The 12,016-nt window shown below is 61.2% G+C and carries 11 protein-coding genes; 5 read left to right on the top strand and 6 right to left on the bottom strand.

All coding sequences use genetic code 11. The features are described from left to right. Window positions 1–2: 2 nt before the first annotated feature. The 4 genes from RhoBH5_RS28665 to RhoBH5_RS28650 form a co-directional block, all read right to left on the bottom strand. Window positions 3–920 carry a ParA family protein gene (locus tag RhoBH5_RS28665; RefSeq protein ID WP_083197736.1) on the bottom strand — a complete coding sequence of 306 codons (918 nt, stop codon included), beginning with the start codon at window positions 918–920 and terminating at the stop codon, window positions 3–5. A gap of 679 nt (window positions 921–1,599) precedes the next feature. Further along, window positions 1,600–2,184: a hypothetical protein gene (locus tag RhoBH5_RS28660; protein ID WP_270009092.1), complete on the bottom strand. Its 585-nt coding sequence runs from the start codon at window positions 2,182–2,184 to the stop codon at window positions 1,600–1,602. Continuing rightward, a complete protein-coding gene (locus RhoBH5_RS28655; RefSeq protein WP_270009091.1) occupies window positions 2,181–3,383 on the bottom strand; it encodes a replication protein in 1,203 nt (400 codons plus the stop codon). The genes RhoBH5_RS28660 and RhoBH5_RS28655 overlap by 4 nt, the downstream gene beginning before the upstream one ends. A gap of 306 nt (window positions 3,384–3,689) precedes the next feature. After that, on the bottom strand, window positions 3,690–3,923 hold the full coding sequence (locus RhoBH5_RS28650) for a toxin-antitoxin system (RefSeq protein ID WP_260684599.1): 234 nt from the start codon (window positions 3,921–3,923) through the stop codon (window positions 3,690–3,692). A 175-nt stretch (window positions 3,924–4,098) separates the two neighbouring features. Here RhoBH5_RS28650 and RhoBH5_RS28645 point away from each other — a divergent pair, with 175 nt between their 5' ends. Further along, window positions 4,099–4,506: a hypothetical protein gene (locus RhoBH5_RS28645; protein WP_270009090.1), complete on the top strand. Its 408-nt coding sequence runs from the start codon at window positions 4,099–4,101 to the stop codon at window positions 4,504–4,506. 471 nt (window positions 4,507–4,977) lie between these two features. After that, on the top strand, window positions 4,978–5,769 hold the full coding sequence (locus RhoBH5_RS28640) for a hypothetical protein (protein ID WP_270009089.1): 792 nt from the start codon (window positions 4,978–4,980) through the stop codon (window positions 5,767–5,769). On the opposite strand, the gene RhoBH5_RS28635 is transcribed toward RhoBH5_RS28640, so the two are convergent. Together RhoBH5_RS28635 and RhoBH5_RS28630 are read right to left on the bottom strand one after the other, a co-directional pair. Further along, complete coding sequence (locus RhoBH5_RS28635) at window positions 5,750–7,297, bottom strand: AMP-binding protein (protein WP_270009088.1); 1,548 nt, start codon at window positions 7,295–7,297, stop codon at window positions 5,750–5,752. The two genes, RhoBH5_RS28640 and RhoBH5_RS28635, sit on opposite strands and share 20 nt — an antisense overlap. A 213-nt stretch (window positions 7,298–7,510) precedes the next feature. Then, the gene (locus tag RhoBH5_RS28630) at window positions 7,511–7,957 is read right to left on the bottom strand and encodes a helix-turn-helix transcriptional regulator (RefSeq protein WP_270009087.1); all 447 of its coding nucleotides are present in this window, start codon (window positions 7,955–7,957) and stop codon (window positions 7,511–7,513) included. A gap of 816 nt (window positions 7,958–8,773) precedes the next feature. Here RhoBH5_RS28630 and RhoBH5_RS28625 point away from each other — a divergent pair. The 3 genes from RhoBH5_RS28625 (at window position 8,774) to RhoBH5_RS28615 (ending at window position 11,999) form a co-directional block, all read left to right on the top strand. Beyond that, a complete protein-coding gene (locus RhoBH5_RS28625; RefSeq protein WP_270009086.1) occupies window positions 8,774–9,985 on the top strand; it encodes an insoluble domain protein in 1,212 nt (403 codons plus the stop codon). 83 nt (window positions 9,986–10,068) lie between these two features. Further along, window positions 10,069–11,145, top strand: coding sequence for a hypothetical protein (locus RhoBH5_RS28620; RefSeq protein WP_270009085.1), 1,077 nt, complete (start codon window positions 10,069–10,071; stop codon window positions 11,143–11,145). Then, complete coding sequence (locus tag RhoBH5_RS28615) at window positions 11,142–11,999, top strand: hypothetical protein (protein WP_270009084.1); 858 nt, start codon at window positions 11,142–11,144, stop codon at window positions 11,997–11,999. Before RhoBH5_RS28620 ends, RhoBH5_RS28615 begins: the two co-directional genes overlap by 4 nt. Window positions 12,000–12,016 lie beyond the last annotated feature (17 nt).

Raw genomic sequence — 12,016 nt, 5'->3', positions numbered from 1 at the left:
ATTCATACCCGTGCTTCCTCTCTTTCCGCTGTTGCAACGCGGGTGACAACTTCTTGCGCAACTGCAAAGAGGTCGTCTGCAACGGATTTGGACGATTTCGGCGCGAGAGCCTGAGGCTCGGCGTTGCCTTTGATGACGTCGTACCATTTCGGACCGCTTCGGACGACTGCATCGAGTTCGGCTGCGAGCATGCCCCGCTCTCGGGTTGCCTGGGCGGTGGCCTCGGAGTGACGAACGGTGGCCGTGAAAACGACGTCGTCGTTGCCGAACGCCTCTGCAATCGCAGACCTTGCTTGTTTGAGCACGGTTTTCGCTGATGTACCCACGGCTACGAGAACGACGCCCAGTAGATCCAGGTCGGGGTTGATAGCAGCGACGGCGTCGATACGGTGCGCCACGGCTGCCATTCCTTTTCGACTGGATGCATCGGATTTGACGGGCACGAATGCCCATTTTGCGGCCGCTAACGCTGCTGTCTGCAAGGTTTCGTCGCCGGGCGGGCAATCGATGAGAACCATGTCGTAGGTGGCCGCCATTGGAGCAAGGACCCTTGCAAGGGCGAGCTTTGCTCCATCTGGATCTTTGGACGCCATAGCGGTTAGAGCGGCTGTCGCTTGTTCGAGGTGCACTCCCCCGGGAAGGACGTCGAGATTTGCACGGACATTTTCGATGGGTTTTGCGTCGCCGCCGAATGCGATTGCGCTGGCAAGCGATCTCCCCTGATCATCCCCGGTTTCACTGGTGTACCCGAGGTCTTCGGCGAGGTTTCCCTGAGGGTCGAGGTCGACGAGCAGGACCTTCTGACCGGAGGCTGCCAATTCTCCGCCGACGTTGGCTGTCAGGGTCGTCTTCAAGACGCCGCCCTTGCCGTTGATGACGGCGATCACCCTTTTACGTGTTTCGCGAAAGTCGGTCTGCATTGCTCTCCTTCGACAGCATTGGCGCGTTTGACGGTATTGACAGCATTCCACGCGATAGCCAGTAATGCAAGCAATAGCAGTAATGCCAGCATTAATGCGAACCGTCGGAAATCTCGTATACGGCCGCGGTGGGACGGATCTAATGTCAGTAATACTGGCATTACTGTCACGTCCGCAAAATGTCACGAAAACCTCACTGACGTGCATGTTGCTAATAGCAGCATTAACAGCATTGGAGTCGAGAGGGCCCTCGTCGCTGGCAAAACCCACCCAGGCGGGCCATCGAAAGCGGGGAATACTGGTATTACTGTCATTCCTGCCATTATGGGCCTCGCGGGGCTTAACCCGCACTCAAACGCGATTTGCTGCTATTGACAGTAATACTGGCTTTTTGCGCTAAGGGTGGCGCAGCTTCCGTTTCGGGCCGCCGTCATCGCGCAAAATTGCAGGTTGCGAGGCCGAGCCGTGGCGCCGCACGGTGGGTGCATGTCCCGCTCTACCTTCAAAGTGGATAGGGGAGGGGAGGGCTGTTGCGGTTGCTCGCCGGGCTTGGATCCTCACCTTCGGATCGCGTTTGCCAGTTTTGCATGCGCCACCAGCCAGGCTTTGCGTCCTTCCGCAGAGCCATCTCATTGCTCCGGACGTACTGCGCCAGATGCAAAATGACCAATGCTTCGGCTCACGTTTCCTTCGCCCGGAGTCGGATGTTGTTTCGTGCTGGGCCAAAGACTGTCACTCCATGTTCGACCTCGGCCGGCGTCGAGCTTTGGTGAACGAGAGAAACCCGGTCTGTTGCGTGCACTGCGGCTTGGTCGTGGGAGTGCACGGTCGCGGTGTCGTAGGCATAGGTGGTGGTGTCTTCTCCGACGTCGCCGAAGGAGTCGTCGACGAGGTTGCTTGTGGCGCGGTTGGTGGCGCGGACGCGTGTGGTGTCGAATGCGTCGGTATGGGCGTTCCCATAGGCGAAGAGAGTTGCGTGCCCGAAGATTTGGGATCGTGCGGCGTCGGTGGCCACGATCTGGGCACTGCGCTTCGTTTCGGGTGTCAGTCGGGTGATGATGACTCGTGAGACGCCGACGATGCGGATCGTGACGCCGTCGGGCAGCTCGGCGTCGGTGAGTTCTAGGGGTTCGTCGTTCCGGTGGTCGATGACGATCGTCTTTGCGCCGGTGCGCAACCGTTCGTGGATCTGGGGGACGGTCTGGCAAGGGGAGAGCGGCCGGCGTCTGACGGACGGCTTTGCGGAAGGGCGTTTTCCGTTCATCGCTTACCTCGATCGGACAGATGGGTGATCCACACGGGCGAGGTTTCATTCTCACGGGCGGATGCCTGGGTCTTTCGGATGCGGGCGCTGTCGGCCGCTCGGCGGGCGACGAAACGGGCAGCTTGGCGGCCGGGGGAGTCCTCGGCAGCGGCTGATGCGTACCGGCCCCGTTCCGCCTCGAACGCTGCTGCCTGTCGTTCCCGTTCGACTTTTTCCTGGTCAGCGGCTATCTGAGCGAGAACGTGCGGGGCGAAGGCGAGATCCTGCTGCTTCATGAGCCAGCGCATGAACGCGATGGGGTGCTTCGGGTCCGGTGCCATCCGCGTGGCCTTGCTCCAGGCGTCGATCGCGTCGTTGAGATCCGCGGCCGTCCAACCGTGCGCCGCTGGTTCGGCCAGTGCGGGAGCCCACCCTCGGGGGGTGTGCCGCCGCGCCCAAACGGGAGTTCGCGGGTTTCGGAGCCATTTGGATGCGAGCAATAAGCCCTTCCGGATGGCGTCAGCCTTCTCGAGATCGGCCTTGGACTCCTTGCGCCGCGAAGCGGCTCGTTTATCCACAGATCGTTTAGTAGTTAGAACCTCTCTACGAGAGGAAGGGATACAAAACTGACCCCTGCGGGGGTGGGGTGCCATCTGTATAGATCCGTCGACGACGATGCGAGTGTTATCCACAGGCTTGCGTGGATGCAAAGCCCAGACAGATGCCCAGCCGCGGCCTCGGTCTTGGAAGCGATGAGAGCCGAAGCGTTCGCCTCTGCGGCGTAGTCGGCCGCGGAGTACTTCGGTGGCCACACGCAACAGTTTGAGGGTCTCGCGGGCGCGTTGGATGGTGCGTTCGCCAAGGCCGGTGCGTTCGACGAGGGTCGCGATGGTGAGGCGGCTGTTGCGTCCGGTTTTGAAGTCGGCGGCGCCGGCCATTGCAGCTGCGACGTTCAGGAGTGTTTTGAGGCTGATGCCTCCGCCGGTGTTGGCGACGAGCTGCGGGCGGATGGTGTTGTATTCCGCGGTGTACGCCGTTCGGACACAAACCTCGACCCAGTGCTGCTGCCCCTGCCAATAAGCGAGACCTGCGTGCGCGCCCTCGTCAAGTTCAAGGCGAACTTGGCAGTAGCGGCGGCACGCTGCTTCGCGGCCCCCTAGCGCGTTGAGGTACGCAGGGGTCAGCGAATGGCACTGGTGCCCGTACAGATGGCCCCTCATTCTGCGAGGAGTACGAGCTGTTCCGTAGCGGCGCCGCGTAGGGCTGCTACCGCAATACGGACGTTGTATGGTCGCGGCCGCATCAAACAGTGCGACTCGCGAAAACTGAGTTGTTGAATCTTCATCAGGGCGCGATGTACCCTGAGACGTACCTAGCACGGTAAGTCCCTTCGGGGATGCAGTAGTCGCGAGCGGCGAACTCGCTATCTACAAGGACGGACCCTGGTTTCTCCGGCATGAGAGCCAGGGTTTTGTCGTATGTAGATGTACTACTGCGCTCTAGCTATTCAGATGTTGTAGTGGCGACTACGCAGCTGTGAGCGGCAGCACCTCCTGATTCGGATTCAGTTCGCGGACAAGATCAGGGCGATCAGCGCGGAGGCAGAGCAAGTCGGAAACGTACTGGCTCACTGAAGAGACGCCGGCCTTTTTCCGTTCGATCTCCAAGAGCTCGTACAGCTCGTCAGGCACTCGACCAAGCCGCTTACGTTCTCCAAGGCTCGGGCGTCCGACCTTGTTGTGAGTCCCCTTGCTCGGCATGGCTTCCTCCCTGTCCGCGGTTCCGCTAATTCTGGACCTGTAACGTTGGCACTCTGCGGAGGCGCGCCGATTCCTGGTCCAAAAAATCTTCACGGCTTGACTATAGTAAGGCCTGACTCTAAAACAGACCGTAGATCCTCTGGCTGAGATGACGGGGCGTGAGAAAATGTTGCTCATGGGACGAAGCGCGACTCCGCTGGCCACTCGTGTCGAAGAACTGTTCACCGACCGTTGGCCACGCGGAAACAAGGTGGCGAACGCCTTGGTCGCTGACTATGTGAGCAGAGCCGTGGGACGCCCGATCGATCGGCAGTACATCTACCGCATCCGCACGGGACGTGTGAGGAAAGTCGACGTCCCTGTCTTGGAAGCGATCGGTCGATACTTCGACAAGAATCTGGACTACTTCTCGGGCGAGGCGACGCCGCCAGCCGACGAACTTGATCGAGCGCTAGCCGAGAGCGGAATGCAGATTGCAGGGTTGAGAGGGAAGAAGCTCACAGAGGCGGACCGTCTCCAGCTCGCTCGCTTGGTGCGGGAGGCGAACGATCTCCTCAAACGCGATGAAGCGCAGGATTCATGAGCGCGCAATCCCGCCGGCGCATGGATTCATACGTCCGGGCGACTGTGCGAACACCATTCAGCATCGAGACCTTTCTGAAGAATGTTTCGCACGAGCTCGGCCGTCCCGTTCATCGACTGAGTGGACTGCCCGCAGGGAGTCGCCTGTCGGGCGTGGCACTCGAAGAGCTGACCGGTGGGGGCGGGGCGGCTTTCGTAAGCGGGCCGGACGGGAGTCCCGAAGATCACCAGCTGTACGTTCTCGCACACGAAGTGTGGCACCTGATCAAAGGCCATCGATGCACGAAGCATCGGGAGGATCTCACCCCGATTGCGCGGCTGGCTGGGGTATTTCGGGAACTGGAGTGCGAAGTCTTTGCCTGGAAGGTCGGTTTGGCAGCAACCCGATCGCTGCGCCCGGCGGGCAGGCTGCCGGCTCCAACCCACTTATTGACCTCTGCGTTTGACTCGCGGCCGCGATGACAGGCCGCGTGTGATCGCCTCCTGGGCTTCCTATGCTTTGTTTGCCGCCGGCATTGTCCTTCTCTTGAGGGGTTTGATCCTCCAACGCCGAGAGCGGTCACTGCTTGGAGTTGGGTTCATTTTTTACGCACTTGCGCTGCGCACCTACGCGCCGCTGCTGCCGATCGGAACCCGAACCCCGTTGGAAACCGAGGACCGTATCTGGGGAGCTACGTTCACCGTGATGGGCGGCTGGGCGCTGCTGACGTTGATGACGGCGACGATCCATGCGTACCGCACCAATGAGGTGGATTGGTCTAAGCCAGCAATAAAACGCGATTTCGCGGTACTGGCGATCGCGGCCGTGGCCAGCACATTCATCCTGCGGGTGGCTTTGTCTGGCGGATATGCCCCTACTACGGATTTCCTCAACGAATACGGATCAGACCCTGCGGTCATGGTCTACGAACTCGTATTCGTGCTTTGGATGGTCGTTCCTTTCGGACTCCTTGGCTATCTGACCTGGAAACATACCGATGACTTCGGCAGGTCTCTGACGGTTATTGGCTGCGGAGTCAGCGTCGCATGGGGAGCATGGAAGCTGATTGGTGTCGGCGCACACCTAGTGGGTTACGACCGGATCGACATCGAATCGCCGGTGAGCGTGGCCCTTGCCTTGACCGCGTGCTTTTTCGTCGTCAGCGGTCTATCGCTTTTCACCGTGCGCCGCGTAGCGAAGCAGGTGAATCTTCTGCTTCGCTACGGGTGGCGGCGAATGATCGACGACGCGAGGCACCGATCCCCTAGAGATACTGAGAGATAAGCCGAGATTTGAAAATCTTGCCTGAGTCCTCGCGAGGCAGGGTGTCCACGATCTCAAGCCTTGTCGGGATCTTGTATTTCGCCAACTCAGTGGCGATCGCTTTGCGAATTCCCTCTCCGGTAAGTGTGGTTCCGGGTCGTGCAACGACGTGGGCTGCGACGGCTTCACCGAGATCGCCGCCTGGAACTCCGAACACTGCGACGTCTTCGGCGGTCGTGAGCTTCATGATTGCGTTTTCGACCTCGGCCGGATAGATGTTGACTCCTCCGGAAATGATGACCTCGCTGGTCCTACCGGTCAGATAGAGGAAGCCCTCTGAATCGACATATCCATGGTCTCCAACCGTGACGAAGCCGGGAACTGGACTGGGATCGGAACCTTCGTGGTTGATGTACGAGAACTTTGGCCAGTAGTCAGCACCCTTGACGTACACCTCGCCGACTTCGCCCGCAGGCAGCACGACGCCATCACTAGACACGATTCGCACCTCAGCCCCGTCAACCGGCCGACCAACGCTACCTGGACGTTGAGTCCATTCCTCTGCGCTGATCCAGGTAATTGTGCCCGCTTCGGAGCACCCGTAAAACTCGATGAGAGCATTTCCAAACCATTCGATCGAACGGCGCTTCACCTCAGGCGGGCACGGCGCGGCCGAGTGAATCAAATGTGTCAGACTGCTGACGTCGTACTGAGATTGGGTCTCAGCAGGCAGTGAGAGCAAGCGAGAGAGCATGGTGGGGACAATTTTGGCTTGCTCGATCCGGTGCTCTTGGATGAGCTGAAGGAAGCGTTCGGCATCGAACCTGGGCATGATCGTGATGTTCGTGCCCATCCGCAACGCAAGTACGGCAAGTGCGTTCGGGCTGGTGTGGTACATCGGACCTGCGACCAACATCTGTCCGCCGGGTTTAAGGCCCATTCTTGTCGCTGTTCCCCCTGCGATCGACAGAAGTTGATGCGGGGACATCCGTTCTCGCAGTACCCCTTTGGGTAGTCCTGTTGTTCCGGAGGTGTAGACCATTCCCATGGAGTCGACGATGGCACCCTCTTGATGAGGTAATGGCGTTTCGGTTTCTCTGAGCAACTCCTCGAGCGTGACGTATTTGCCGCTAGGGCGCGCCAGTTCACTGCTCACTCCCAACTCTGCGAGCAGTTCACCAGGCATAGCTACTTCGATGATGTCGACGGGGTTCTGCAACTGAGAAACAGCATCTTCGGCGCTACTGATGAACTCGGTGTGCGCGATTACCAGTCGCGCGCCGCTGTCGCCGAGGAGATGACAGATCTCTGAGCCAGTCCAGTGCCAATTGACTGGAACCGGATTTCCGCCGCAGCTGGCCACTGCGAGCGAAACTTCGAGAAACTCGATGTCATTCCGCATTACGAGGGCTACACGTTCCCCCGGCTGTATTCCTCGCGCCTTGATCGCGGCGGCAAGTCGGCCGGCACGTTGTTGGGACTCGTGCTGGCTACGGACTCTGGTTCCACAGGTGACGGTCGGCTGTTGAGGGTCGTCCATTGCACTCATGCCATCGAAGTCTGCCAGGTGAGGGCCTGTAGCGAGCTGATGGTTCAACTCCGCAGCGCCGCGAATCGGACGAAAGTCACATAGCAGAAGCGCGTGGGATGTTGCGGACAATCGCCCAAAGCTGTTTACTTCTGATTGCGCAGACGATCAAAACTGATCGTTTGAGTTACTTGCGGGCAGCCATTACAGGGGGAGGCGAGGATGGAGTTGCACTCACGGCGACGTATAGGGAGGCCGGGTACGGGTTCGCTCATATGCAGCCTTGACCTCGTCCACCGTGGCGTCGAGCCCCTGTGCCAATTTTTCGGCGACATCTTCCCTCAGTCGAGAATGCCCTCGCTCGACGGTAGCCAGAGCGGTCGTGGACATTCCAATCTTCTTGGCCAACTGAGGCTGCGTCAGACCTCGAAAAACTCTGAGGTCGCCCAGATATCTCTCATTCCGCGGGATGAGCACTACGTCATCCATGGTGATACCGAGAACGTTGACGACCCGAGCAAGGTAGTCGACCTGCGGGGAAGCCTTGCCCACTTCCCAACTCAGCACAGCAGCGGGACTTACCTCTGCAAGTCTCCCGAGCTCCCCCCTGGTGAGCTTTTTCGCCTTACGTGCAACTTCCAACGAAGCGGGCGAAAACCCCCTCAAGATTCGTCGGCTCATTCCTCGCACCCGCACATGAGCCATCACTTTGCCTGACCCCAATCTATGCCGTCCCAGTGTCCCGCAATGGACATCGGTGATAACATCCTGTTTTAGAATCAGATCATAAAGTACGAAGATGCGGGGCGAGAAGGGGAAGGGGCCGAGATGCAGACGAATTCATCGACGCACCTACTCTGCGCATCTCGACAAAGCTCAGTCGCAGGCAAGCCAATTCGCCTGGCTACAGATGCGACTGCGGTGGTTGCTGGCGCAAGGTTATGCCGAATCGCGTGCCACACATACGCAACCGCGAAAGACCCCAGGGACGGACTCCTGTTTGGCGACCGGTCCCGTCCCTGGGGCTCTCTTCTGCCTGCGACACCATTCGCATCAGGGCGTCCGGACCGCAGGCTTTCGAGCTTATGCGGTGTCGTTGAATCCGCAACCAGCCGGAGGCAACTATGGAAAATCCCGCAAGGCTTTCCGTTGAAATTGATCGCCACGAGATAGTTCCTGCTGGCAAACGCCAGCACACGAGCACGGCTGAGTACTTCGCCGTCTCCTCATATCGCGTTATCGAACCTGTGCCGTGCGCAGGCCGGGCCATGGGTCACACATGTGTACCCGCCGTCGTGGTCGGCGCCCGACTCTGCCCGGTCGGACATTCGTTGATTCCCGCGGGCTCCGTTGTTATGGCGCATCTTTCACGCTCCATCGAACTTCCCGGCGCTGTTGCGTCGGGATCACAGGCCGCGTAGCTCTCGCTTTTTGTGCGGCCGGCCCCACCACGAATCCACCTATGTGTTTGCAAAACAACACGATTGAAGGGATGTCATGAAGCAGTTCAAGAAACCACGGTCCGGCGGCCGTCATCGGTCGCCGTCGACGGGTGCGGTCGCAGCCGTGACGTTGGCGGCGATGGTCGGAGCCGCCTTCGTCAATGCCGGAGTTGCGATCGCAGCGCCGACCCAGCCGGGAATCACCGCTCCGTCGCAACCGGGCATCACGACACCTCCGCCTCCGTCGGAGCAGCCTGGCATTACTACTGCCCCTGAGGTTCCTGCGCCGACGTCTGATCGTTCGTACTGGACGCCGCCTCCGGCTGAGTACGACAACATTCAGTGGCAGCCTTCTCCTTCGACGCAGCAGTCGTCCCCGAACTACGGAGGCGATAGCAGCGGGAACTACGTTGCGCCGGCGTATTACGGTGACCCGATCGACGTGGGGACACTCCATCTCCCGACCGAAGTCGAGATCATCGCTCCGATCGAAGCACCGCCCCAGATGTTGCAGCTGGGTGATTACGTCGGGCCGAAGCCCAATTGGATGTCCGACGAGTATCTCGAGCGCACCAATAACACTGCATCTGTCGGTGTTTCACAGTTCGCGACATTCTGGTCCAGTGTCGGCGTCGACGTCGATCGTTCGCAGCGTGTCTCGGCTGCAACCTTCGGCGGAGCCGCAGCAGGTGCCTTGGCGGCCGGAACCGCAGGGTTCACAGTGGGCGCTTTGGGTGGCGGCACAGTGGGCGGTTTGATCGGGGCCGGTATGGGCGGTCTGGTTCCGCTTCCCCCGCCACTGCCGGAAGCGACGACAGGCGTCGTCGGCACGGCAATCGGTGCCGGTGCAGGTGGATTGATTCTCGGGATTCCCAGTGCCGTGGGCGGCGCTGTGGTGGGTGGGTTGACGGCGGGAGCAATCGGGGCTGGTGACACCGATGCCGAGCCTCGCCACATCGACGTGCCGAATCTCCCCGAGCCGGACGCACCTGCGATCACCTCGCAGACCAGTGACGCGCTGGCGGCGCAGGCCCCGCAGGTCGCACAGGTCGTCACCGACGCTGTGGCGTCCGTTCCGCAGATCACCGAGAACGTCAACGCGCAGCTCACTACTGCACGTGAAACCGTCCTCGCTCAGCCCGGTGGCGATCAGGTCATCGCCGCACTCGACAGCGCGGCCGTCGAAGCGAATTACGCCTTCGGACCTACCGCCGATCTGATCGGCCAGGCCCTCGGCGCTGCTGCCGCTGGAGCGAGTCCCGCGTAATCACTACCGCCGCCGGGGTCGGGGCTTCGGCCCCGGCGGTGTTAGTCGAAGTTCTTTTTCTTTGCACGAGAGGAAATATCGACATGTCAGGTCAGAACTGGTTTCCACCGTTGGACCCGACCGAGTTCGCCGACGAAGTGGACACGGGAGAGCAGACCCCAGACACCGGCGTACATTCCGAACCCGAGTCCGAAAACCCCGATGAGGAATCAGAACTCGACTCCCTACTCGACCATGCCGAAACTGTTGAGAGCGAACCGGTTTCCAACGGCAACGCTGGCCCGGCAGAGGAGACCGTTGTCGCTGCGGTGAACCGACCCGCCCAACACCTCACTCCCACATCCGAACTCGCAGATGAGGACGAGACCGGATCGGCGACCGATCCGATCTCCAGTGGGGCCGTCGGTGTTGTCCGCACGCTCCCGGTCGTCACCCTCGCTGTCAGTGACCTGAATACACAACCGGATTGGGCATCGGAATGGGATCTTCCGTCCACCGACCCGGAACCGACACCGACCACCCCGGATGAGGGGGAGCGGATCGGAATCCCCGAGCCTCCCCCTGGATCCGACAGGGCGCGTGGCCGGAGTCGCCGCACGAAAGCCGCTGTCGGGGGAGCCGCTGCTGCCGTGCTGGCCGTCCTCGTCGGCGGAACCGCAATTGCGCTGGCCTCCGGTTCCGACGAACCGGACGCTCCAGCCTCCCTCGAAGTACCTGGAACCACTACGGCTTCACCGGCGGCGGGAACCTCTGTCGCCGGGGCGCAGGCCGCCTCGTCCTGGTGCCCGAGCAGCGTCAAGGGCGACGTCATCAGCGGGAATGGCCCTGGCGGTACCGGATCTGGCCCTGATGCGATCCTCGGATTTCAGTACGCCTTCTACGTCGATCGCAATGCGGACAAAGCGCGAGGCTTCGCCACTCCGGAAGCTGCGGCCACCCAACTGTCGACCTTGCAAGCCGGCATCGACGACGGCGTCCCGGTCGGCACCGAGCACTGCGTTCTGATCCGCCCGTCCGGTCAGCCGGGTGTCTTCGCCGTAGAGATGGTCCAAAAAGCCGCGGACGGCGCGATCGTGCGATACGCGCAAACCATCAGCACGACCGTGCGTGACGGAAAGACGCTGATCGCGGCCATCAACGAGAGCGTAGGCACGCCGTGACGTGGGCGGGGGACTGGCTCGAGGGCGAGCCGACAGAAGACAACGAATCCGACGAGACACGGTCGGCAACGGTGGACGACACCGCACCGCCGCTTGTGCCCGGGTCCGAGGCAGAAGCCCCGGTCGATGAGGTGCCCGAGCCAGAAGATGCACTGATTCCGCTGGCACCGCCTTCTGCTGTGCTGATCGCCGGGGTTGCCGGTGGAGTCGGAGCCACCACGACAGCGGTCGGTCTGGCGAGTGCACTGCACACCGAACTCGTCACTGCTGCCGCCGTGGATACGACCCCTGCCGGTGGTGACCTGTCCGAGCGTGGCTGCGGGCGCGAGCTGAACCCCGGTCAATGGGTCTCCGAGCACGGGGTGCTGTGGGGTCGCCGCACGCTCGGGGAACTGAGCGGCGACGTTGCGGCACTCGCGTCCGTTCACTCACTCCTGACCGCGTCCGGTCATTTTCCGATCTACGACGCCGGAAACCCTTTGCGTGCCCAGCATCTCGCGCCGCTCCTGGCCGATGCGTCGGTCGTGATCGTCCTGGTGGTGTCCAGTCGCGGCGACTCCGTGAACCGTCTTCCCTCCGTCCTGGAATGGATCGAGAGCACCCTCGGCGCACACACGTTGGCATCGGTCGTGGTGGCCGTCGTCGAGGTCCGTCCCGGCTCGACGCCGGTGGCCGATCACCTCAGTGCCCATATGGCGGGCCGGATCGGAGCGGTGCGCCTGATCGGTCACGACCGGTCGTTGGCCGCAGGAGGACCAATCGTGACCTCGGCGATGGGCAGCGGTGTCGAGCAGGACTTCACCGCTCTCGCCGCCGACGTACGAAACCTCGGTGCAGCCGCGCCGACGCAGTGAACAAACACATCCGAAGG

The sequence above is a fragment of the Rhodococcus sp. BH5 genome, from assembly GCF_027583855.1.
GTDB classification, from domain to species: Bacteria; Actinomycetota; Actinomycetes; order Mycobacteriales; family Mycobacteriaceae; genus Rhodococcus_F; species Rhodococcus_F qingshengii.
This window is presented reverse-complemented; position numbering and strand designations above follow the sequence as displayed.